Source organism: Klebsiella sp. Q2 (assembly GCF_009900705.1).
Lineage (GTDB): Bacteria > Pseudomonadota > Gammaproteobacteria > Enterobacterales > Enterobacteriaceae > Klebsiella > Klebsiella quasipneumoniae.
Window position 1 is genome coordinate 285,685 of the sequence record NZ_JAAABE010000001.1, and the last position, 22,146, is coordinate 307,830.

The 22,146-nt window shown below is 57.5% G+C and carries 21 protein-coding genes; 9 read left to right on the top strand and 12 right to left on the bottom strand.

Features of this window, described 5'->3' with window-relative positions; translation table 11 throughout:
• The first annotated feature begins 36 nt into the window (after positions 1 to 36).
• The 4 genes from GT756_RS01535 (at position 37) to osmB (ending at position 3,626) form a co-directional block, all read left to right on the top strand.
• Positions 37 to 1,971 (top strand): exoribonuclease II, encoded by a 1,935-nt coding sequence (locus GT756_RS01535; RefSeq protein WP_032455876.1) that lies wholly within the window; start codon positions 37 to 39, stop codon positions 1,969 to 1,971.
• A 158-nt stretch (positions 1,972 to 2,129) separates the two neighbouring features.
• Complete coding sequence (locus tag GT756_RS01540) at positions 2,130 to 2,309, top strand: hypothetical protein (RefSeq protein WP_004203883.1); 180 nt, start codon at positions 2,130 to 2,132, stop codon at positions 2,307 to 2,309.
• A gap of 73 nt (positions 2,310 to 2,382) precedes the next feature.
• Positions 2,383 to 3,132, top strand: a complete 750-nt coding sequence (locus GT756_RS01545; protein ID WP_004203882.1) for a DNA-binding transcriptional regulator YciT — start codon at positions 2,383 to 2,385, stop codon at positions 3,130 to 3,132.
• A 275-nt stretch (positions 3,133 to 3,407) separates the two neighbouring features.
• Complete coding sequence (gene osmB, locus GT756_RS01550) at positions 3,408 to 3,626, top strand: osmotically-inducible lipoprotein OsmB (protein WP_002901783.1); 219 nt, start codon at positions 3,408 to 3,410, stop codon at positions 3,624 to 3,626.
• Positions 3,627 to 3,755: 129 nt separating this feature from the next.
• On the opposite strand, the gene yciH is transcribed toward osmB, so the two are convergent.
• From yciH to pgpB, 5 genes are all read right to left on the bottom strand, one after another.
• A complete protein-coding gene (yciH, locus tag GT756_RS01555) occupies positions 3,756 to 4,082 on the bottom strand; it encodes a stress response translation initiation inhibitor YciH (protein ID WP_004203881.1) in 327 nt (108 codons plus the stop codon).
• Complete coding sequence (gene pyrF, locus GT756_RS01560; RefSeq protein WP_004203880.1) at positions 4,082 to 4,819, bottom strand: orotidine-5'-phosphate decarboxylase; 738 nt, start codon at positions 4,817 to 4,819, stop codon at positions 4,082 to 4,084. Before pyrF ends, yciH begins: the two co-directional genes overlap by 1 nt.
• Positions 4,820 to 5,009: 190 nt before the next feature.
• Entirely contained in the window at positions 5,010 to 6,179 is a 1,170-nt protein-coding gene (lapB, locus tag GT756_RS01565) for a lipopolysaccharide assembly protein LapB (RefSeq protein WP_004203879.1), read from the bottom strand.
• Between the two features lie 6 nt (positions 6,180 to 6,185).
• Positions 6,186 to 6,494 (bottom strand): LapA family protein, encoded by a 309-nt coding sequence (locus tag GT756_RS01570; protein WP_160124522.1) that lies wholly within the window; start codon positions 6,492 to 6,494, stop codon positions 6,186 to 6,188.
• 135 nt (positions 6,495 to 6,629) lie between these two features.
• Positions 6,630 to 7,397 (bottom strand): phosphatidylglycerophosphatase B, encoded by a 768-nt coding sequence (pgpB, locus tag GT756_RS01575; RefSeq protein ID WP_004203878.1) that lies wholly within the window; start codon positions 7,395 to 7,397, stop codon positions 6,630 to 6,632.
• 163 nt (positions 7,398 to 7,560) lie between these two features.
• Here pgpB and ribA point away from each other — a divergent pair, with 163 nt between their 5' ends.
• Complete coding sequence (ribA, locus tag GT756_RS01580; protein ID WP_004203877.1) at positions 7,561 to 8,163, top strand: GTP cyclohydrolase II; 603 nt, start codon at positions 7,561 to 7,563, stop codon at positions 8,161 to 8,163.
• Positions 8,164 to 8,210: 47 nt separating this feature from the next.
• On the opposite strand, the gene acnA is transcribed toward ribA, so the two are convergent.
• From acnA to topA, 4 genes are all read right to left on the bottom strand, one after another.
• Positions 8,211 to 10,883, bottom strand: a complete 2,673-nt coding sequence (gene acnA, locus GT756_RS01585; RefSeq protein ID WP_160124523.1) for an aconitate hydratase AcnA — start codon at positions 10,881 to 10,883, stop codon at positions 8,211 to 8,213.
• A 389-nt stretch (positions 10,884 to 11,272) separates the two neighbouring features.
• Positions 11,273 to 11,440: a YmiA family putative membrane protein gene (locus tag GT756_RS01590; RefSeq protein WP_017898677.1), complete on the bottom strand. Its 168-nt coding sequence runs from the start codon at positions 11,438 to 11,440 to the stop codon at positions 11,273 to 11,275.
• Positions 11,441 to 11,685: 245 nt separating this feature from the next.
• Complete coding sequence (gene cysB / locus GT756_RS01595; RefSeq protein WP_004203875.1) at positions 11,686 to 12,660, bottom strand: HTH-type transcriptional regulator CysB; 975 nt, start codon at positions 12,658 to 12,660, stop codon at positions 11,686 to 11,688.
• Positions 12,661 to 13,003: 343 nt separating this feature from the next.
• Entirely contained in the window at positions 13,004 to 15,601 is a 2,598-nt protein-coding gene (gene topA / locus GT756_RS01600; protein WP_160124524.1) for a type I DNA topoisomerase, read from the bottom strand.
• A gap of 406 nt (positions 15,602 to 16,007) precedes the next feature.
• Between topA and GT756_RS01605 the strand changes: the two genes are divergently transcribed.
• A complete protein-coding gene (locus GT756_RS01605; protein WP_002901761.1) occupies positions 16,008 to 16,259 on the top strand; it encodes a YciN family protein in 252 nt (83 codons plus the stop codon).
• 62 nt (positions 16,260 to 16,321) lie between these two features.
• Here GT756_RS01605 and sohB read toward each other — a convergent pair whose 3' ends face one another.
• Positions 16,322 to 17,368 (bottom strand): protease SohB, encoded by a 1,047-nt coding sequence (gene sohB, locus GT756_RS01610; RefSeq protein ID WP_160124525.1) that lies wholly within the window; start codon positions 17,366 to 17,368, stop codon positions 16,322 to 16,324.
• A 254-nt stretch (positions 17,369 to 17,622) separates the two neighbouring features.
• Between sohB and GT756_RS01620 the strand changes: the two genes are divergently transcribed.
• Together GT756_RS01620 and cobO are read left to right on the top strand one after the other, a co-directional pair.
• Complete coding sequence (locus tag GT756_RS01620) at positions 17,623 to 18,384, top strand: YciK family oxidoreductase (protein WP_004203872.1); 762 nt, start codon at positions 17,623 to 17,625, stop codon at positions 18,382 to 18,384.
• A complete protein-coding gene (gene cobO / locus GT756_RS01625) occupies positions 18,381 to 18,971 on the top strand; it encodes a cob(I)yrinic acid a,c-diamide adenosyltransferase (protein ID WP_004203871.1) in 591 nt (196 codons plus the stop codon). Before GT756_RS01620 ends, cobO begins: the two co-directional genes overlap by 4 nt.
• A gap of 60 nt (positions 18,972 to 19,031) precedes the next feature.
• Here cobO and rluB read toward each other — a convergent pair whose 3' ends face one another.
• Together rluB and gcvA are read right to left on the bottom strand one after the other, a co-directional pair.
• Positions 19,032 to 19,934 (bottom strand): 23S rRNA pseudouridine(2605) synthase RluB, encoded by a 903-nt coding sequence (gene rluB / locus GT756_RS01630; RefSeq protein WP_004203870.1) that lies wholly within the window; start codon positions 19,932 to 19,934, stop codon positions 19,032 to 19,034.
• A 287-nt stretch (positions 19,935 to 20,221) separates the two neighbouring features.
• Positions 20,222 to 21,118, bottom strand: coding sequence for a transcriptional regulator GcvA (gene gcvA / locus GT756_RS01635; protein WP_064177929.1), 897 nt, complete (start codon positions 21,116 to 21,118; stop codon positions 20,222 to 20,224).
• 111 nt (positions 21,119 to 21,229) lie between these two features.
• Between gcvA and GT756_RS01640 the strand changes: the two genes are divergently transcribed.
• Entirely contained in the window at positions 21,230 to 22,138 is a 909-nt protein-coding gene (locus GT756_RS01640; protein ID WP_004203867.1) for a DMT family transporter, read from the top strand.
• Positions 22,139 to 22,146 lie beyond the last annotated feature (8 nt).

Consider the following 22,146-nt stretch of genomic DNA (forward strand, 5'->3'; position numbering starts at 1 on the left):
TGTCAGCCGCTCTTTTAGCCACGAAAATACCTAATTATGTTTCAGGATAACCCGCTGCTAGCGCAGCTTAAACAGCAACTGCATTCCCAGACGCCGCGCGCGGAAGGGGTCGTTAAGGGCACGGAAAAGGGCTTTGGCTTCCTCGAAGTGGACGCTCAGAAGAGCTACTTCATTCCGCCGCCGCAGATGAAAAAAGTGATGCATGGCGACCGTATCGTTGCGGTGATCCATTCTGAAAAAGAACGCGAAAGCGCCGAACCGGAATCGCTGGTTGAGCCCTTCCTGACCCGTTTCGTCGGTAAAGTCCAGAAGAAAGACGATCGCCTCGCTATCGTTCCTGACCATCCGCTGCTGAAAGACGCCATTCCCTGCCGCGCCGCCCGTGGCGTTGAGCATGATTTCAAACAGGGTGACTGGGCCGTCGCAGAAATGCGCCGTCATCCATTAAAAGGCGACCGCGGATTTTACGCGGAGCTGACCCAGTTCATCACCTTCAGCGACGATCACTTCGTCCCGTGGTGGGTGACGCTGGCGCGCCATAATCTTGAGAAAGAGGCACCGGACGGCGTCGCCACCGAGATGCTCGACGAAGGGCTGACTCGCCGCGATTTGACCGCCCTCGACTTCGTCACCATTGACAGCGCCAGTACCGAAGATATGGACGATGCGCTGTATGTCGAATCTGGCGCCGACGGCAAACTGTTGCTGACGGTGGCGATCGCTGACCCGACCGCGTGGATTGCCGAAGGCAGCAAGCTGGATAACGCCGCAAAAGTACGCGCCTTTACCAACTATCTGCCGGGCTTCAACATCCCGATGCTGCCGCGCGAACTGTCAGACGACCTGTGTTCCCTGCGTGCCAATGAAGTGCGCCCGGTGTTGGCCTGCCGGATGACCCTGGCGGCCGATGGCACCATCGAAGACAATATCGAGTTCTTTGCCGCTACCATCGAATCAAAAGCCAAGCTGGCCTATGACGATGTCTCTGACTGGCTGGAAGGCCGCGACAGCTGGCAGCCGGGCAGCGAAGCGATCGCGCAGCAAATTACGCTGCTGAAGGACGTGTGTCAGCGCCGCAGCGAATGGCGTCAGACCCACGCGCTGGTGTTTAAAGACCGCCCGGATTACCGTTTCGTCCTCGGCGAAAAAGGCGAAGTGCTGGACATCGTCGCGGAGCCGCGTCGTATTGCCAACCGTATTGTCGAAGAGTCGATGATCGCCGCCAACATCTGTGCCGCCCGCGTGCTGCGCGACAAGCTTGGCTTCGGCGTTTATAACGTCCACACCGGCTTCGACCCGGCGAATACCGAACAGCTGGCGGCCCTGCTGAAGACCCACGACGTACACGTTGATCCGACGGAAGTGCTCACCCTGGAAGGTTTCTGCAAGCTGCGCCGCGAACTGGACGCTCAGCCGACCGGTTTCCTCGACAGCCGCATACGTCGTTTCCAGTCGTTTGCTGAAATCAGCACCGAGCCGGGCCCCCACTTTGGTCTTGGTCTTGAGGCCTACGCCACATGGACCTCGCCGATCCGTAAGTATGGCGACATGATCAACCACCGTCTGCTGAAGGCCATCATCAAAGGCGAAACCATTGCGCGCCCACAGGATGAAGCCACCGTGCAGATGGCGGAGCGCCGTCGTCTCAACCGCATGGCCGAACGCGATGTCGCCGACTGGCTGTATGCCCGTTTCCTCAACGATAAAGCCGGTACCGACACCCGCTTTGCGGCGGAGATCATCGACATCAGCCGCGGTGGTATGCGCGTACGTCTGGTGGACAATGGCGCGGTCGCCTTTATTCCGGCCCCGTTCCTCCACGCCGTGCGCGACGAACTGGTCTGCAGCCAGGAAAACGGCACCGTGCAGATCAAGGGAGAAGTGGTCTACAAAGTGACCGATGTTATCGATGTCACTATCGCTGAAGTCCGCATGGAAACGCGTAGCATCATTGCTCGTCCGGCAGCCTGACGTCTCTTCACAGCGGTTCCTTCGGGAACCGCTCCTTCTTTCCTCCCTGTGCCGTCATTTCCGTCGCAACGATTAAGGTTGTGCGTTTTTTTCGCTTCTCTTTTTCACCCATTTTTAGCATCATTGATTTCATTCGTTTTTGTTACCAGGATAATGCCATGTCAGATGTGAATGCCCACCTGCTCGCCCAACGTATCGATACCGTGCTGGATATTCTGGTTGCCGGTGATTACCACTCTGCGATCCATAATCTGGAAATCCTCAAAGCGGAACTGCTGGCGCTGGCGGCAGACGACGCCGAGCAAAACAAACCACCCAAAGCGCCCTGGGAAATCTGATTATCGCCCACATGCCGCAACCGGCGATGCTGACCGGTTGCTCGCCGTATAGCCCCCTAACAGTGATGTTGCTATGAACGCCCGACAACAAAGTATTTTGCAAGTGGTCATCGATAAAGGCCGCATGAGCGTCGCCGATCTGGCGAAGATGACCGGTGTCTCAGAGGTCACCATCCGTCAGGATCTAAACCTGCTGGAGAAGCAGAGCTATCTGCGCCGCACCCATGGCTACGCCGTCCCATTGGACAGTGAAGATGTCGAAACCCGCATGATGACCCATTTCGCCATTAAGCGTGAACTGGCCAGCCGCGCCGCGGCGCTGGTGAATGCCGGCGAAACGGTATTTATCGAAAACGGCAGCAGCAACGCCCTGCTGGCGCGCACCCTGGCTGAACGCGGCGATATCACCATCATCACCGTCAGCAGCTATATCGCCCATCTGCTGAAAGAGACGCCGGGAGAGGTGATCCTGCTGGGCGGGATTTACCAGAAACGCAGTGAAAGTATGGTTGGCCCACTGACCCGCCAGTTCATTCAACAGGTGCATTTCAGTAAGGCCTTCATCGGGATCGATGGCTGGCAGGCGGAAACCGGCTTTACCGGCCGCGATATGATGCGTGCGGACGTGGTTAACGCCGTTCTGGAGAAGCACTGCGAAGCGATTATCCTCAGCGACAGCTCAAAATTCAGCGCGGTGCACCCCTATCCGCTTGGCCCAGCCGGCCGCTTTAATCGCGTTATCACCGACGATCGTCTGCCGAACGACTGCCGTGAGCAGTTGTTGCGCAGCGGCCTGACCGTCGATATTGTGCCGTACATCTGATATTCCACCCGCCCCGTGCCCTGCCACCGCGCCGAACGGGGCGAAATTACGCTCTGAGAGTATTCCGAGCCGGTAATTAAGATTTTTTACCTGACGATAAATTTAAAAAAAAGTAGAATTATTATTAGCGATATAACAGGAAGTGACTATCACCTGCGTGATTTTCGTGATACCTGCGCACCCTAACTTCATGGAATTGCCCTAAAGCTGCTTTATCAGGCTATGCTTAAAGGAGCGCTGTAATCCATGAATAGATTATTCAGGAGAAAAAAATGATGACTTCAACGAGCAAAAAAATGGCTGCTGTTGTTCTGGCTGTCACTGTAGCAATGTCTCTGAGCGCTTGCTCTAACATGTCTAAACGCGATCGTAACACTGCAATCGGTGCAGGCGCCGGCGCCATCGGCGGTGCGGTGTTAACTGACGGTAGCGCACTCGGTACCCTGGGTGGCGCAGCAGTCGGTGGTATTATTGGTCACCAGGTCGGCAAATAATATAATTACCTGACGAAATAAAAGAATAATTCATACGAATTGACTTACGCACGTTAAATCATTCAAGGCCGCGGCATTCACCGCGGCCTTGTTATTTCACCTGGCCATTAATTAGGGTTGAAAAAACGATTAGCCGCCAGCTAACTTCACTTTCATCCCTTTCGCCTCTAGCAGCGCCTTAAGTAAATCCCGTTTGTCGCCCTGGATCTCAATCACACCCTCTTTCACCGCGCCGCCGCAGCCGCATTTCTTCTTCAGCTCTGCCGCCAGGGCAGTGAGTGCCGCATCGTCGGCATCAATCCCGCTAATCAGACAGACGCCCTTGCCCTTGCGGCCGCTGGTCTGGCGCTGGATCCGCACTATGCCGTCGCCTTTCGGGCGCACCGGCGCCGGTTTCGCCTCGTCGATACGCCCGGTTTCGGTGGAGTAGACCAGGCGGCTGTTGGAATCGCTCATTATGCCCCCTTGCGCAGAGAATCGTTGATCGCCCGCAGCGTCGCGGCAGGATCGATCGACTGGGTAACCGGGCGGCCAATGACCATATAGTCCACCCCTGACGCCTGAGCCTGCTCAGGCGTCATGATCCGCCGCTGATCGCCAGCGTCGCTGCCCTGCGGACGGATACCCGGGGTGACCAGCTTAAACGCCTGTCCCAGCTCATGCTTAAAGCGTACCGCCTCCTGAGCTGAACACACCACCCCGTCAAGGCCGCAGCGTTGGGTCAGCGCCGCCAGCTTCGCCGCGTAATCAGCCGGAGATAAGGTAATGCCCAGATCCTGCAGATCGCTGGACTCCATGCTGGTAAGGACGGTGACGGCGATGAGCAGCGGCGCGTCTTGACCAAAAGGCAGCAGCGCTTCGCGTGCCGCGGTCATCATCCGCGCGCCGCCGGAGGCATGGACATTCACCATCCATACGCCAAGCTCGGCCGCCGCCGCCACCGCGCGGGCGGTGGTGTTGGGAATATCGTGAAACTTAAGGTCCAGGAACACCTCAAACCCACGCTGATGCAGATCGCGGACAAACTGCGGTCCCAGCAGGGTGAACATCTCTTTGCCCACCTTCAGGCGGCAGTCGCGCGGGTCGATGCGGTCGACAAATGCCAGCGCTTTATCGCGATTATCATAGTCAAGCGCAACCACAACGGGAGAGGAAGTGACAGCGCGGGAAGATGGGATAGCTGTTGACGTCATGACCAGACCTTAGTGTTGATGGGCGCCAGAGGGCGCAAAAAAGGTAAACGGGCAGCATTCTACCTGTGAAGCTAACAAAATAACAGGCTGCTGTTTTGCCCTGCGCGGACGACGGCGATGCCGGGGCTGCAGGCGGCGACGGGAAAGAAATGATAAGTATGTTGTAACTAAAGCGTCTGTTTTTTTGACCTTACTGGCCGTCGAGGCCGCGAATAGGTTTGATGGTCGCCCAGGAGCGGCAGGACGGACAATGCCAGTAGAGAGTATGAGCGGTAAAGCCGCATTTCTGGCAACGGTAGCGCGGTTTGCTACGCACCTGTTCGCCGACCATGTTTCGCAGCACCCCAAGACTTTCTTTCGCCCGTCCTTCTTCCGCTTCATTGAGATGGTAGTCCATCAGCTTATGGAAGACGCGCATGGTGGGATGGCGTTCCAGCTGCCGGGTGACGTAGTTTTGCGCCGCTTCGACCCCTTCCCGCTGCTCAAGGATCTGCGCCAGCATCAGTTCGGCGGTCGCCCCGGCGTTCTCCTCCACGCAGCGGCGCAGGAAAACTTCCCATTCATCGGCTTTGCCGAGCTGCTGATAGCAGGTCTGCAGCATCTCCAGCGTCTCACCCACCAGCTCTTTATCCTGATCGATAACCCGCTCGAGGCTTTCCACCGCTTTGGCGTAGTCGCCCTTCTCCATCCACACCCGACCCATCATGATCGACACCCGGGCGCTGTTGCGGTCCGCGGCGGCGCCTTTCTTCAACAGCGCCATCGCCTTATCCAGATCGTTGGCCGCCATCTGCTGCAGGGCCAGTTCGCACCAGAAGTTGGCGATTTCGCCACGATGCTTCTCTTTGCCCAGCTTCACCAGCCGCTCAGCCACCTCGATAGCCGACTGCCAGTCGCTGGTCGCCTGGTAGATCTGCAACAGTTGCTGCAGCGCGCCGAGGCGAAAATCAGTCTCATCCACCAGCTGTTTGAACATGTCTTCCGCACGGTCATACAGCCCGGCGGCCATATAGTCGCGCCCCAGCTGCTGGACGGCCAACAGGCGCTGATCGTAGGTTAACGATGCGCTTTCCATCAGACTCTGGTGGATACGGATCGCGCGGTCGACCTCACCGCGCGAGCGGAACAGGTTGCCGAGCGTCAGGTGGGCCTCAACGGTACCGGTATCCTCTTTCAGCATATCAAGGAACAGATCGACGGCTTTATCCTGCTGGTTGCTAAGCAGGAAGTTCACCCCCGCCACGTAATCCCGTGACAGGCGGCTCGCGTCGTCCTGTTTGGACTGTTGTGCACTTCTGCGCCCCATGTACCAGCCGTAGGCGGCGGCAACGGGTAAAAGCAGAAACAACAACTCCAGCATAAGAGGTTATTCCTTCACCGCAGGCACGCCTGCGTCGACAGCCGCCGGGCTGACAGGGGCAATCTGGAGCTCAAGGCGCTTAATTTTCCGCTCCGCGCGCGCCAGCGAGACGCGCACCCGCAGCCAGAACAGGCCGCAGATCAGCCAGCCGATGGCAAAGCCTGCGGCAAACAGCACCGCCAGCAGCGTCGAAATGCGGAATTCACCCTGAGCGAGCAAATAGTTGAAAGTGACCTGTTGGTCATTCTGCGCCCCCAGCGTCACTGAAATGACGAAGATTGCTAACACCAGTAAGAAAATGAGTAAATATTTCACATGACTTCCCGTTCTGTGGGTTGCGCGAAAAAAGCCCGCTTTCAGCCCTATAAAGTATCATTTTCGCCGCAGCGGTGGAACGAAAAAGCACGGCAACTCTACAGGATATGCGGTCGGATGCCGCTAAAATCAACATTATTCCGCTTCAGGCATCCGTTTTTTAATATCCTGCGCCTCTTCCCCCGGCGGCGAGAGCGGCCCGCAAAGACGCTGCGTCAGCCAGCAGGCCACCGTGACCAGCACCCAGGAAATCAACGTAGCGACAATAAGATCCAGCGGCCAGTGCATGCCGAGCGCCAGGCGACTGCCCATCACTGCCGTCGCCCACGCCAGCAGCACCGCGATCGTGCCCCAGCGCCGACGCGGCCACAACAGCCCGGCAGCGAGCAGCGCCCAGCTGGCGGCGAACATCGTATGGCCTGACGGGAAGGCAAACCCGGTCTCTTTCTGCCAGTGTTTGCGTAAAAACGGCGGGATGTCCTGCGCCTGCGCCAGCTGCTCATGCACCAGTTTAGCGCGTTCTTTGCGCTTTAACGCGTAGAATTGCGTCACCGGCACCTGCCTTGTGTTTTCCAGCCAGATGACAAACGGTCTCGGCTCCTGAACCCGCGCCTTGACCCAGGATTTGGCCCCCTGTCCCACCAGGATGGCGGCGGCAAGAATGAGGAACAGAATCAGCGCCGCGCGCAGGCGAAAGCGCAAGCACCAGAGAAACCAGGCGCACAGCACAACATGGGTGATGATTCCCCACGGCTGGGTCACCGTTTCCGTCACCCACCAGAGGCTTTTCAGCCATGCCACCGGTAGTCCTGGCTGCCACAGCCAACCAGACAGCCAGACCGTGAGGGGCATGACCAGCAGCAGCGCCGCCGCAAGAGCGGTTCGTCGGGCAATCAACAGCATTTTCTCTCCTTCTCCTTTTAGATGAACATCATAGCGGAAAGTAGATCGTTTGTGCGCTTTCCGCGCGGCTAACCGTTCGCGATTAGGAGAACGTCCCGGCGTTGTGGCAAAATAGCGGTAAACAGAAAGCACATTCAGGTGCTGACAGAATCTGGAGAATCACATGCAGCTTAAACGTGTGGCAGAAGCCAAACTGCCAACCCCCTGGGGCGATTTCCTGATGGTGGGTTTTGAAGAACTGGCAACCGGACAGGATCATGTCGCGCTGGTGTACGGCGATATCTCAGGGCAGGCGCCGGTGCTCGCCCGCGTTCATTCAGAGTGTCTGACGGGCGATGCCCTGTTTAGCCTGCGCTGTGATTGCGGCTTTCAGCTGGAGGCGGCCCTGTCGCATATCGCCGAAGAAGGCCGGGGGATCCTGCTCTATCATCGTCAGGAAGGTCGCAACATTGGTTTATTGAATAAGATCCGCGCCTACGCGCTGCAGGATCAGGGGTATGACACTGTCGAAGCGAACCATCAGCTTGGCTTCGCCGCCGATGAGCGCGACTTCACCCTGTGCGCCGATATGTTCAAACTGCTCAACGTAGAGCAGGTGCGACTGTTAACCAATAACCCGAAAAAAGTGGAAATCCTCAGCGAAGCCGGGATTAACATTGTGGAGCGCGTGCCGCTGATCGTCGGACGCAACCCGAAAAACGCCCATTATCTCGACACTAAAGCCGCCAAGATGGGCCACCTGCTCAACAGCAAGCCGGCGGAATAATACCGGCGACAGAGTAAAGAGAGGGCCAGCGATGCTGGCCCTTCGTTTTACAGCATATTGCGGATGACGTAGTGCAAGATGCCGTCGTTGCGGTAGTAGGTGAGCTCGGTCGCCGTGTCGATACGGCACCGGCAGGCGATCACCTCCTGCGAGCCGTCAGCGCGGGTGAGGGTCACCGGCACCGTGGCGCCAGGCTGTAGCGCCTGCAGATTACTGACATCAATCCGCTCTTCACCGGTCAACTGTAGCGTTTTACGGGTGACGCCCTGCGGGAACTCCAGCGGCAGAATACCCATCCCGATCAGGTTGGAGCGGTGAATACGTTCGAAGGACTCGGCGATCACCACCCGGATCCCCAGCAGGCGCGGCCCCTTCGCCGCCCAGTCGCGGCTGGAACCCGAGCCATACTCCTTACCGGCAATCACCGCCAGCGGTATCCCCTCGGCTTTATACAGCATCGCCGCATCGTATATCGCCACCGGTTCGCGGTCCGGCAGATGGCGGGTCATCCCCCCTTCCACCCCCGGCACCATTTCGTTGCGGATGCGGATATTGGCGAAGGTGCCGCGCATCATCACCTCATGGTTACCGCGACGGGAGCCGTAGGAGTTAAAGTCGCGCCGGGCAACCCCATGCTCCTGCAGATAGCGGCCTGCCGGACTATCGGCTTTGATGCTTCCTGCCGGCGAAATGTGGTCAGTAGTCACTGAATCGCCCAGCATGGCGAGGATCCGCGCGCCGTGAATATCCTCCACCGGCAGCGGCTCGACGCCCATCTCGTCAAAGAACGGCGACAGGCGAATGTAGGTCGAATCTTCCTGCCAGTCGTAGGTATCTGACGCCTCCACCTTGATCGCCCTCCACTCCTCAGTACCGGAAAACACTTCCGCGTACTCTTTGCGGAACATCTCCGTGGAGACCTGTTCCACCGCCCGGGCAATCTCCTCCCCGCTCGGCCAGATATCTTTCAGATAGACCGGCTCACCGTCGCTGCCCTGTCCCAGCGGCTCGCGGGTGAGATCGATGTTCATGTTCCCCGCCAGCGCGTAAGCGACCACCAGCGGCGGCGAGGCCAGCCAGTTGGTTTTCACCAGCGGGTGGATACGCCCTTCGAAGTTACGGTTGCCGGAGAGCACCGCCCCGACGGTGAGGTCGCCTTTTTTGATTGCTTCTTCAATCGGTTCCGGCAGCGGACCGGAGTTACCGATACAGGTGGTACAGCCATACCCCACCAGATTGAAGCCGAGCTGGTCGAGGTAAGGCGTCAGGCCAGCATGGGCCAGATAATCTGACACCACTTTCGAGCCAGGGGCCAGGGAAGCTTTCACCCACGGCTGCGGCTGCAGGCCGCGTTCGACGGCTTTTTTCGCCAGCAGGCCAGCGGCCATCAGCACGCTGGGGTTGGAGGTGTTGGTACAGGAGGTGATTGCCGCAATGGCCACCGCGCCATCCGGCAGCGAATAGTGATGCCCGTTCAGCGTATACGCCACCGGCTGGCGCTGACGCTGAAGGTGGTTAACCTCCAGTTCGCCGCTGGCGGCAAAGGCTTTCGGCACATCGCCGAGCGCCACGCGATCCTGCGGCCGCTTCGGCCCGGCGAGGCTCGCTTCAACGCTGCCCATATCCAGCGCGAGGGTACTGGTAAAGACCGGCTCATCGCCCGGCTGGCGCCACATGCCCTGCGCTTTGGCATAGGCTTCCACCAGCGCTACCTGTTCTTCGCTGCGTCCGCTGAGACGCATATAGCTGAGCGTCACGTCATCGATCGGGAAGAAACCGCAGGTGGCACCATACTCTGGCGCCATATTGGCGATGGTGGCGCGATCGGCCAGGGGCAAGGTATCCAGACCGTCACCGTAGAACTCGACAAATTTTCCGACCACGCCGTGCTGGCGCAGCATCTGGGTGACCGTCAGCACCAGGTCAGTAGCGGTAATGCCTTCGCGCAATTTACCGCTGAGCTTAAAGCCGACCACGTCCGGGATCAGCATCGACACCGGCTGGCCGAGCATGGCGGCTTCCGCTTCAATCCCGCCCACGCCCCAGCCCAGCACGCCGAGCCCGTTAATCATGGTGGTATGGGAGTCGGTGCCCACCAGGGTATCCGGCCACGCCATCCACTTCCCGTTCACCTCTTCGCTCCACACCGCCCGTCCGAGATATTCCAGGTTGACCTGGTGGCAAATCCCTGTGCCCGGCGGCACCACGCTGAAGCGGCTGAAGGCCTGCTGCCCCCAACGCAAAAATGCGTAGCGTTCGTGGTTCCGCTCCATTTCCAGGCGGACGTTGTCTTCGAAGGCCTCGTCATCGCCGAAGCGGTCGACGGTCACCGAGTGGTCGATCACCAGGTCGACCGGCGAAAGCGGGTTCACCTTCGAGGTATCCCCGCCCAGGCGTTTCACCGCCTCGCGCATGGCGGCCAGATCCACTACCGCCGGCACGCCGGTAAAGTCCTGCATCAGCACGCGGGCCGGACGATAAGCAATCTCCCGGTCGGCATGGGCCTGCTGCAGCCAACCGGCAAGGGCGCGAATATCTTCTTCAGTTACCGAGTCACCGTCCTGCCAGCGCAGCAGGTTCTCCATCAGCACCTTCAGCGACTTGGGCAGTCGACTGATATCGCCCAGCTGCTTCTGCGCCAACGGCAGACTGTAGTAATGCCAGGTTTTCTCATTGACCTGCAGCGTGTCCTTACTGGCTTCTCGTAGGGTTGACGACATAGCTCCTCCTTTATCTCAGGGATGGCATACCCCGATTCTCCTCAGGGTCTCCATTAAAGATAACACATGCTGGGCATAACACTTTGATAACAACCCAAATTGCTAAATGCGATAGGACGGAGAGGGATAAAAAGGCAATTATCAGAGCGCAGAGGAAATAGCACCAAAATAGTGCAGAGGAGTTGTTTAAGCGATATTGTATTAGTACACGAGGACAAAAAAAGAGCTAATCATTGCCTGTTGGCTGATTAGCTCTTGTGATTGATTTCAGGTTGGATGAATCCCACGGCAAAATATATTCTCCCTGTATTGCCGGTCACTGATTTTATATTACAGTTTCCTTTCACTGTCATAAAAATGACATGTATCTACAACGATGACCTACAGCTTTAGCTGACAATCCAGATGTTGCAGATGGTGAGAGCGATGATACTCCAGAACATCGCCAGCCCTACCAACACTACGCCCCATACGCGACTACGCAGAACGGGATCGATTTCGGTTTTGTCATTTTCGTATGACATCGCCAGTTTCATGTAATCGAGATTACTTATCATATTGTCACCACCAATTGCTCAAATCATCAGGTACAGATAAATCTTAATTATGGATAAAAGATTAATCCAGCTAAATTAGGTCTGATGGAATATATTTAACCGGTTATTTGATCGCGGTGGGCATAATGACAAACGTGTTGCGAGAAATTATTAATTTTGTGATTGGTTCGAGGTTTAAGTTGTTAAATAAGGACCATGCTAGTTAATGGCACTCCCCACAGGGAATGCCATTATTTTTTACAGGGTTATTTTTCCGGTAGTTTTATATCTTTGAACATCGCTTCAATATCTTCATTCGACCGCAAGGCCACCGCGGTATCCACCACATCCCGGGTCAAATGGGGTGCAAAACGTTGAATAAAATCATACATGTAGCTTCGTAAGAAAGTGCTACGGCGGAAGCCTATTTTAGTGGTGCTGTGGCTGAAGATACCGTTCGCATCCAGCTTCACCAGGTCCGGATCGGAGACCGGATCCACCGCCATACTGGCAATCACCCCTACCCCGAGTCCCAGGCGAACATAGGTTTTGATGACATCGGCATCGGTGGCGGTAAAGACAATGCGCGGCGTCAGGCCCGCACGGTTAAACGCGGTATCCAGTTCCGAACGGCCGGTGAAGCCAAAGGTATAGGTTACCAGCGGATACTGCGCCAGCTCTTCAATTGACACCGAGCCCCTGGAGGCCAGAGGATGCTCCGGCGTCACCACGATCGACCGGTTCCAGTGATAGCATGGCAGCATCACCAAATCGTCATACAGATGCAGCGCTTCAGTAGCAATAGCGAAGTCGGCGTTGCCTTTCGACACGGCTTCGGCGATCTGGGTTGGCGAACCCTGATGCATATGCAGCGACACCCGCGGATAGCGTTCAATAAAGCCCTTGATCACCCCCGGCAAGGCATAGCGCGCCTGGGTATGGGTGGTCGCCACATACAGCGACCCCTTGTCCGGCCAGGTATGCTCCCCGGCGACAGATTTGATGGCATCGACTTTCGACAATACCTCGCGGGCAATACGGATGATCTCCTGCCCGGCAGGGGTCACCTGAGTCAAATGCTTGCCGCTGCGGGCAAAGATCTGGATGCCGAGCTCATCTTCCAGCATACGCACCTGCTTACTGATGCCTGGCTGGGAGGTATAAAGCCCTTCGGCGGTGGATGAAACATTCAGGTTATGGTTAACCACCTCAACGATGTAGCGAAGCTGTTGTAGTTTCATGCTGATATCCGTTTGCGCGTAAAATGAAGCCGCTTAATACACTTTACGTTCAGGCAACTTGTCGCCTGTGAAGGCCAGGCCTCCCGGCAGTTGGCCATAGTGGCGCCGCAACGCATCCTGAAAGCGATGATGTATAAGACGTTTTAATAATAAAAAAGGCATTAACTATAACCACTATATCATTTATACCAACAGTGTATAGCCGGTAACGAAAAATAATATAGGTGGTTATAAGGGGGCGGAAAGCGCGGAGAGAAAGGAAAACGACACGGCAGAGGCATCCATGGCCCCTGCCGGCCGCCAGAGCAGGAAAAGCGCCCTTTTCCTGCCTGATAATGGTCAGTTACTTTTTAGCTTCCGTCCATTTGCCGTCGATAAAGAAGGCTGACCAGCCGGTCGCTTTGCCCTCTTTTTCGGACGCCACATACTGCTGCTTCGTTTTACGGCTAAAGCGCACCAGCGTTTTATTGCCTTCCGGATCCTGATGCGGCGCATCGGCGAGATAACGCAGTTTTTCCGGCAGACGGTCGCGGAAGCGGTACAGCTCTTCCACCAGCGGCGCACGCGTTTCCCGTGATTTCGGGAAGGTGTTTGCCGCCAGGAAGACGCCCGCGGCCCCGTCACGCAGCACGAAATAGGCGTCAGACTTCTCGCACGGCAGCTCCGGGAGCGGCACCGGATCTTCCTTCGGCGGCGCCACTTCGCCATTGCGCAGGATCTTACGCGTATTCTTACACTCGTCGTTGGTACAAGCCATGTACTTCCCAAAACGCCCCATCTTCAGGTGCATCTCGGAGCCGCACTTCTCGCACTCCACTACCGGACCGTCATAGCCCTTGATGCGGAACTCGCCCTCTTCAATCTCATAGCCATCGCAGGTCGGGTTGTTACCGCAGACGTGCAGTTTACGCTTGGGATCGATAAGGTAGCTGTCCATCGCCGTACCGCACTTCTGGCAGCGGCGTTTGGCGCGCAGCGCGTTAGTTTCGGCGTCATCGCCTTCCAGCACGTTGAGGACTTCGTTTTCCGGCACCAGGTTAATGGTGGTTTTGCAGCGCTCTTTCGGCGACAGGGGATAGCCCGAACAGCCGAGGAAAACGCCGGTGCTGGCGGTACGGATGCCCATTTTACGGCCGCAGGTTGGACAGTCGATACTGGTGAGCACCATCGGGTTCGGCTGCATGCCGCCCTCTTCCGGATCTTTCTCCGCCGTCTCCAGCTGGGCGGTAAAATCGCCAAAGAAGTGGTTCAGCACTTCTTTCCACTCGGCCTGGTGGTTAGCCACCTGATCGAGACGATCTTCCATCTGCGCGGTGAAGTCGTAGTTCATTAAATCGCGGAAGTTCTCTTCCAGTCGGTCGGTGACGATCTCGCCCATTTTCTCCGCGTAGAAACGACGGTTTTCCACTCGCACGTAACCACGATCCTGAATGGTGGAGATAATCGAGGCATAGGTGGACGGACGACCGATACCGCGTTTTTCCAGCTCTTTAACCAGCGAGGCTTCGCTGAAGCGAGCCGGCGGTTTGGTAAAGTGCTGGGCAGGCGTCAGCTCGACCAGGCTCAGCTGGTCGCCCTGTTTGACCAGCGGCAGAGTCCGGTCCTCATCGCCCTTGCGCAGGGCCGGCATCACTTTGGTCCAGCCGTCAAAGCGTAAGGTACGACCGCGCGCTTTCAGTTTGTAATCGCCCGCCGCCACGGTCAGCGTCGTGGAGTCGTACTGCGCCGGCGTCATCTGACAGGCGACAAACTGGCGCCAGATCAGCTGATACAGCTTCTGCGCATCCGCTTCCATATCTTTCAGCGTTTCCGCCAGCACGTTCACATCAGACGGACGAATCGCTTCGTGTGCTTCTTGTGAGTTTTCTTTGCTGGCGTACTGATTCGCGCTTTCCGGCAGATATTTTTTACCAAACTTGTCGCTGATGTAGCCGCGAACCATGTTCAGCGCATCCTGACTCAGGTTGGTGGAGTCGGTACGCATATAGGTGATGTGCCCCGCCTCATAGAGGCGCTGAGCCATCATCATGGTCTTTTTCACGCCGAAGCCGAGACGGGTGCTGGCCGCCTGCTGCAGGGTGGAGGTGATGAACGGCGCGCCCGGCTTGCTGCTGGTCGGCTTGTCTTCCCGCTCCAGTACGCTGTAGCTGGCTTTTTCCAGTAGCGATACCGCCGCCATGGTCTCATCGCGGCTGACCGGACGGAACGGCTTATCGTCCTTATGGGTCACCTGCAGCGGCAGCGCGTCGCCGCCCGGCGTGGTGGTGCTGGCATCAACTTCCCAGTACTCTTCCGGGACGAATGCTTTGATTTCACGCTCACGCTCCACCACCAGGCGGACCGCGACGGACTGTACGCGCCCGGCAGAAAGACCACGGGCGATTTTTTTCCACAGCAGCGGCGAAACCATATAACCCACCACGCGGTCCATAAAGCGACGCGCCTGCTGGGCGTTAACCCGATCGATATTCAGTTCGCCCGGCTTTTCGAAAGCCTGACGAATGGCGTTTTTGGTGATCTCATTGAACACCACGCGGCTGTAACGCTGTTCATCGCCGCCGATAACTTCCCGCAGGTGCCAGGCAATGGCTTCCCCTTCGCGGTCAAGGTCGGTTGCGAGATAGATGTGGTCAGCTTTTTCCGCCAACTGTTTGAGTTCTGAAACTACCTTTTCTTTACCCGGAAGTACTTCATAGTGCGCATTCCAGTCATGCCATGGGTCCACGCCCATGCGGTTAACCAGAGCACCACGTTCGTCCTTTTTAGGCTTTTTAGCCCCTTTGGTGGCGGTAGAGTCGGTGCTCTTTTTGGAAGCTGATCCACTGGTCGGCAAATCGCGGATATGACCGACGCTGGATTTCACCACGTAGTCATTACCCAGATACTTATTGATCGTTTTGGCTTTTGCCGGGGACTCAACGATAACGAGAGCTTTACCCATATTCACCTTTACCTAATTTGATTCATCCAGGAATACATCGCACATTCATACACCCTCCACTGGCGACTGCCTCATATGTTGCGGCACCGTCGGTGAATATCAACCCAGAACACCTGTTTCATCTCCGTAAAACCAGGCGCTTGAGTTTACTGACCTTTTTTCGTCAGGTGACATAGCACGAAGAATTTTTGGCCGAATGTCAAGCAAATCTGTTGCCAGATCGCCGAAAGCGTCACACTGTACCTGATAAAATTCGTTACGCAACTTTATTAGCATGCAAAAGCGAATCACGCCAGTAAACGGCTGTTTCTCCACTGGTTACGATTACCCTTGTTTTGTCCATGGAAAATTTGCCCCGTGCCGCCGCGCGGCGTAAACTACGCGTGGAGAAAAAGAGGAGTCCGTTATGCAAGGTACAACCCAACCAATCGATCGCCAGACGCTGCTCGAAAAAGCCAACAAACTTATTCGCGAACATGAGGATACGTTAGCCGGTATCGAAGCTACCGACGTCGTTCAGCGCAACAATGTCCTGGTGTTTAGCGGTGAGTTTTATCTTGATGAGCAGGGTCTGCCGACGCCGAAGAGTACAGCGGTATTTAATATGTTTAAGTACCTCGCCCATGAGCTGTCGGACAAATATCACCTGGTCGATTAAGACCGGCGGAGATTAAGACCGCCCTAAATGAGAACGCGAGGCAGAGCCTCGCGTTTTATCATCTATATCAGCGGCTTCTGTCCGCGCTGCCACCAGCGCAGCAGCAGTCGATCGGCGCTCTCCGCCGCGCTACCGGTGAAGCGGTCGAGCATTTTCTTACGCTGTTGATAACGCACTCCGATCACCTCGTGGCTCTCCATGAGTCCCAGCAGCAGCTCATCACTGGTTTCAACCGCATCCACCAGCCCTTTTTCCAGCGCCTGTACCCCGTACCAGTGCTCGCCAGTGGCCACCTGCTCAATATCAAGGCCCGGGCGCATCCGCTGGACGAAATCCTTGAACAAATGGTGCGTCTCATTAAGGTCTTCACGAAACTTGCGCCGTCCTTCTTCAGTGTTTTCACCCAGCATCGTGAGCGTTCGTTTGTACTGTCCGGCGGTATGCAGTTCGATATCAATATCTTTGTTCTTCAGGAAACGGTGCAGGTTTGGGATCTGCGCCACCACGCCAATAGAGCCGAGGATCGCAAACGGCGCCGAGACAATTTTGTTCGCCACGCAGGCCATCATATAGCCGCCGCTGGCCGCCACTTTGTCGACCGCCACCGTCAGCGGGATCTGTTTGTCGCGCAAGCGCTGTAGCTGCGAGGCTGCAAGCCCGTAGCCGTGCACCACCCCGCCGGGGCTTTCCAGACGAATCACCACCTGATCGCGCGCTTTCGCCGCCGCCAGCACCGCGGTGATCTCTTCCCGCAGGCTGGTGACTTCATGAGCATCCATACTGCCTTTGAAATCCAGCACCCAGGCGCGCGGCTTGCCTTCCGGCTCGATATTACCCAGCTTCGCCCGCGCTTTCGCCGCCTTCGCCTCTTTTTTTTGCTTTTTCTTCTGCGACTTATGCCACTGCTTCTGCTGCGGGCCATCCAGCAGGGCCACCGCCAGCGATTCCTTCATCTCTTTATAATGCTCGCTAAGATTCGTTACCCGCAGCTCGCCGCGCTGTTTCTTGCGCTGGGCCAGGTTGACGATAATAGCGGCAATCACCGCGATAGCGACGACAACGGTCGCGATCTTGGCTAAAAATAAGCCATATTGAGCAAGTAATTCCACGTTTTCACCTTGTGTAAAGCACTGACGTTGCTTCACAGTGTACATCAGCCCCTGGCGAGAAGTCTTTGTGCTTTGTGTCCTCTGCGCAGCGGATTCCGTTTTTTTAGGCGAGGCTGAAATCGTTGCAAGATATTAATTTTGTGAATACTTTCCGCTTCGCCGATTGCAATGGCGGGCGCTTTCAGGCATAACAGCGCAAAAGTGAGATACCAAAGATGAAGCGCGATCGAGAGCCGATCGCCAAAGGAGTCGCCGTGCATTATCAACCGCAACGCCACTTGCTGAAAGATCGCATCATTCTGGTCACCGGGGCCAGCGATGGAATTGGTCGTGAAGCGGCCCTGACCTACGCCCGCTACAGCGCCAGCGTTATCCTGCTGGGTCGCAACGACGACAAACTGCGCGCCGTCGCCGAGGAGATTGAGCGTGAGGGCGGTATTCCTCCCCGCTGGTTTACTCTCGACCTGCTCACCTGCACGCCGCAGGCTTGCCAGCAGCTGGCGCAGCAGATCAGCATCCACTATCCCCGCCTTGACGGCGTGCTGCACAATGCTGGCTTGCTCGGCGACATCTGCCCGATGGATGAACAGAAACCGGAGGTCTGGCAGCAGGTGATGCAGGTGAACGTCAATGGCACCTTTATGCTGACCCAGGCGCTTCTTCCTTTATTACTCCGTTCCGAATCTGGTTCGCTGGTCTTTACCTCATCCAGCGTCGGTCGTCAGGGTCGCGCCAACTGGGGCGCCTATGCCGTCTCCAAATTCGCCACCGAAGGGATGATGCAGGTGCTGGCCGACGAGTACCAAAGCCGCCACCTGCGGGTGAACTGTATCAACCCCGGCGGCACCCGCACCGGCATGCGCGCCAGCGCGTTCCCGACGGAAGATCCGCTGAAACTGAAAACCCCCGCTGACATTATGCCCGTCTATCTGTGGCTGATGGGCGACGACAGTCGTCGCAAGACGGGAATGACCTTCGACGCCCAACCGGGGCGTAAACCAGGAATTGCCCAATGAGTGATGAACGCTACCGCGAACGCCAGCAGCGGCTGAAAGATAAAGTGGATGCCCGGGTGGCGGCGGCCCAGGACGAGCGCGGCATTGTGATGGTCTTTACCGGCAACGGCAAAGGAAAAACTACCGCCGCCTTTGGCACCGCGACCCGCGCCGTCGGCCACGGCAAAAAAGTCGGCGTGATCCAGTTTATCAAGGGGACCTGGCCTAACGGCGAGCGTAATCTGCTGGAGCCCCACGGCGTCGAATTTCAGGTGATGGCGACAGGCTTTACCTGGAACACTCAGGACCGCGACAGCGACACCGCCGCCTGTCTGGCGGTTTGGGAACATGCCCGCCGTATGCTTGCCGACGACCAGCTCGATCTGGTGCTGCTGGACGAGCTGACCTATATGGTGGCCTACGATTACCTGCCGCTGGAGGCGGTGCTGAGCGCTCTGCGTGAGCGTCCTGCCCACCAGTCGGTGATCATCACCGGCCGCGGCTGTCATCGCGATATTATTGAAATGGCGGATACCGTCAGCGAGCTGCGCCCGGTGAAACATGCCTTTGATGCCGGCATTAAAGCGCAGATGGGGATTGACTACTGAGGACCGGATACGGCGAAAGGAAGTCCGCGTTCCGGCGCAAAACCACCGGAACGCGCAACATTAACCGTTGGTCTTATTGCGGGTACTGGAACGGCGGTTGCTGTTATTACCCTGGCGCGGGTTAGCGCTGGTCTGGCTGTGACGCTTCACCGCCCGGCGGATCTGATTGGCTTTCAACCGGCGACGATCTTTTTCAACGGCGACCTTGGAGCTGGTTTCCGGAGTAAGTTCCACCAGTTCGCGCAGATAGTTGGTCTGCGCCAGGTCCAGCTCGGTATAGCCGCCGCGCGGCAGGCCTTTCGGCAGCAGAATATCGCCATAGCGTACGCGGATCAGGCGGCTGACCTGCACGCCGACCGCTTCCCACAGACGACGCACTTCGCGGTTACGCCCTTCGGTCAGGGTGACGTTGTACCACTGGTTAATCCCTTCGCCGCCGGTGAATTTGATGGTTTTAAACGCCGCCGGGCCATCTTCTAACTGTACGCCGCGCGACAGCTGGCGCAGCTTATCTTCATCTACCTGGCCGAAAACGCGAACGGCGTACTCACGCTCGACTTCACGGCTCGGGTGCATCAGGCGGTTTGCCAGTTCGCCGTCGGTGGTGAACAGCAACAGGCCACAGGTGTTGACGTCCAGACGACCAACGGCAATCCAGCGCGCGCCGCGCAGTTTAGGCAGACGATCGAACACCGTCGGGCGCCCTTCCGGATCGTTACGGGTGCACAGTTCGCCTTCCGGCTTGTAGTACGCCAGCACGCGGCAGATCTGCTCGGCGGACTCTTTCACCGAGATCAGATGGCCATCGATACGAATTTTTAAACCGGGGACGATTTCCACACGGTCGCCGAGGGTGGCGATTTTGCCGTCGACGCTGACGCGGCCAGCTTCGATTTTCGCTTCAATTTCACGGCGGGAGCCGTGGCCGGCGCGGGCCAGCACTTTTTGCAGTTTCTCGCTCATTGAGCTTCCTTAAGGTGTCGCCTTCCCAGGCGTCTGGTATGCTTTATGAAACAATGAGGCCTGTATCAGCAACTCATTGTTACGTATATACTTTTTACGTAAAGTCTCGCCGGCATGCGCAAAACATTCGCCGCGAGCCCGTATTCGTGGCCGAACATACTACACTAACTTCGCCGGGAAAGCTTCTGTTCGCCACACCGCGCCTTTAGTATGGAACAGATTTTCCTTATTCTCCTGTCTACCCTCACCTGTGTTGGTCTTAGTCGGACAGAGAGCGCCTCCCTGCGCTACGCCTGCTCTTGCGCGACGGCAGAGCGCTGGGCGAGCAGCCAGTCACGAAAACAGCGGTTGGCAGGGGCCAGCAGCGCGGTCTCGTGGTAAACCAGATGATAGGCCAGCGGACAGGCGATGGGCTGCGCCAGAGGATTCACCAGCCGCCCCTGCGTCAGCGCAGGCGCTATGAATGAACGTCGCAGTAAAGCCATCCCCATACCGGCTAATGCCGCCTCCGTTACGCCGTTGCAATCAGTGAACACCGGGCCACGGCGCGCGCGGTGCGCTTCCAGCCCCACGGCCTCGCACCACAGCGCCCAGTCCTCACGATGTTCATCGTGCAGCAGCGGATACTCTAGCAGATCGCTGGCATCGGCGAGGGTCTGGTGCGGAGCAATCAGCTGCGGACTACAGACCGGCATCAGATCGTCATCCAGCAGACGATAAGCCTGCAGTTCCGGCCAGCCCCCGACGCCATGCCGCACGGCAAAATCGATCTCTTCGCTCAGCAAATCCACTCGCCGGTTGGTGGTGCCGATCAGGATCTCTATCTGTGGATAGCGCCGTTCAAAATCAGCCAGCCGCGGCAGCAGCCATTGAATAGCAAAGCCGCTGGTACAACTGACAGTCACTTTTTCCGGCCCCGGGGGCACCTGCAGACGCCGGGTGGCGGCAGCTATCTGATGAAACGCGGGCTGCACGGCCCGGAGGTAGATCTCCCCCACCTCCGTTAACTGTAACCGTCGGGGGGTACGGATAAATAGCGGGACATTCAGCGCCTCCTCCAGGCGGGCAATCTGCTGGCTGACAGCGCTGGGTGTGACGCAAAGTTCACTGGCGGCCAGCTTCAGGCTGAGCAGCCGCGCCGCCGCCTCAAAACAGCGCAACGCATTCAGCGGCGGGAGTTTCATGGCTATGGAACCTCAGTTAAGAAAAACTTAATCATGTAAGCATAACGCGTTTGTCGGCCATTGCACGAGAGCTCTACAGTTAGCTTCCTTACCGTTCACAAGGAGTCAATCATGCGTGTTATCGACTGTGGTCGCCTGCTGCTGCTTGCCGCCCTCTGGGGTGCCAGCTTTCTGTTTATGCGCATCACCACCCCGGCTTTCGGCGCGGTAAACAGCGCCTTTCTGCGCGTGCTGTTCGCCGCCGTCGCTTTAGGGTTGCTGGCCGGCGCGCGCGGAAAATGGGGCGGGTATGAGGGTAAATTCATCGCCACTCTGAAGCTGGGGGTCATCAATTCCGGCCTCCCTTTTCTGATGTACTGCCTTGCCGCGCAATGGCTACCGGCAGGGTACTCCGCCACGCTCAACGCCACGGCGCCGATGATGGGGGTGCTGATTGGCGCACTCTGCTTTGCGGAACCGCTGACCCTGCGCAAAGGCGCTGGCGCGGCGCTGGGCGCTATTGGCGTGGCGGTGATCGCGCGCCCGACTACCGGCCTCGGCGCCGCCCAGCTGCTGCCGGGCGTCGGCGCCTGTCTGACCGCCACCGCCTGCTATGGCCTGGCCGGCTTTCTGACCCGCCGCTGGATCCAACAGCGCGGCGGCCTCGAAGCGGAGCGCGTCGCGTTGGGCAGCCAAATCGGCGCCACGCTGTTTTTATGCCCCTTCTTTCTCTGGTCCTGCGGGCATGGGCTGGCTGTGGACTGGGGTCAGGGCCTGCCGTGGATGGCAATGCTTATGCTGGGTGTCGTCTGCACGGCGGCAGGGTATATCCTCTATTTCCGCCTGATCGCTGATATTGGACCGCTGCGTTCACTGTCCGTGACCTTTTTGATCCCGCCTTTTGCGGTGCTGTGGGGCTATCTTTTTCTTGGAGAGATTGTGGAGAGTGGGTTAATTCTCGGCGCGCTGCTGGTCTGCGTGGCGCTGTGGATGATGGTCGTGCCGTCGGGGAGAAAAGAGAGGGTACCAGGCGGCGCATGAGGCACCGC

Coding starts and splice junctions, on each gene's coding strand:
- GT756_RS01535 (WP_032455876.1), top strand. CDS start 37: ATGTTTCAGGATAACCCGCTGCTAGCGCAGCTTAAACAGCAACTGCAT.
- GT756_RS01540 (WP_004203883.1), top strand. CDS start 2,130: ATGTCAGATGTGAATGCCCACCTGCTCGCCCAACGTATCGATACCGTG.
- GT756_RS01545 (WP_004203882.1), top strand. CDS start 2,383: ATGAACGCCCGACAACAAAGTATTTTGCAAGTGGTCATCGATAAAGGC.
- osmB (WP_002901783.1), top strand. CDS start 3,408: ATGACTTCAACGAGCAAAAAAATGGCTGCTGTTGTTCTGGCTGTCACT.
- yciH (WP_004203881.1), bottom strand. CDS start 4,082: ATGAGCGATTCCAACAGCCGCCTGGTCTACTCCACCGAAACCGGGCGT.
- pyrF (WP_004203880.1), bottom strand. CDS start 4,819: ATGACGTCAACAGCTATCCCATCTTCCCGCGCTGTCACTTCCTCTCCC.
- lapB (WP_004203879.1), bottom strand. CDS start 6,179: ATGCTGGAGTTGTTGTTTCTGCTTTTACCCGTTGCCGCCGCCTACGGC.
- pgpB (WP_004203878.1), bottom strand. CDS start 7,397: ATGCTGTTGATTGCCCGACGAACCGCTCTTGCGGCGGCGCTGCTGCTG.
- ribA (WP_004203877.1), top strand. CDS start 7,561: ATGCAGCTTAAACGTGTGGCAGAAGCCAAACTGCCAACCCCCTGGGGC.
- acnA (WP_160124523.1), bottom strand. CDS start 10,883: ATGTCGTCAACCCTACGAGAAGCCAGTAAGGACACGCTGCAGGTCAAT.
- GT756_RS01590 (WP_017898677.1), bottom strand. CDS start 11,440: ATGATAAGTAATCTCGATTACATGAAACTGGCGATGTCATACGAAAAT.
- cysB (WP_004203875.1), bottom strand. CDS start 12,660: ATGAAACTACAACAGCTTCGCTACATCGTTGAGGTGGTTAACCATAAC.
- topA (WP_160124524.1), bottom strand. CDS start 15,601: ATGGGTAAAGCTCTCGTTATCGTTGAGTCCCCGGCAAAAGCCAAAACG.
- GT756_RS01605 (WP_002901761.1), top strand. CDS start 16,008: ATGCAAGGTACAACCCAACCAATCGATCGCCAGACGCTGCTCGAAAAA.
- cobO (WP_004203871.1), top strand. CDS start 18,381: ATGAGTGATGAACGCTACCGCGAACGCCAGCAGCGGCTGAAAGATAAA.
- rluB (WP_004203870.1), bottom strand. CDS start 19,934: ATGAGCGAGAAACTGCAAAAAGTGCTGGCCCGCGCCGGCCACGGCTCC.
- gcvA (WP_064177929.1), bottom strand. CDS start 21,118: ATGAAACTCCCGCCGCTGAATGCGTTGCGCTGTTTTGAGGCGGCGGCG.
- GT756_RS01640 (WP_004203867.1), top strand. CDS start 21,230: ATGCGTGTTATCGACTGTGGTCGCCTGCTGCTGCTTGCCGCCCTCTGG.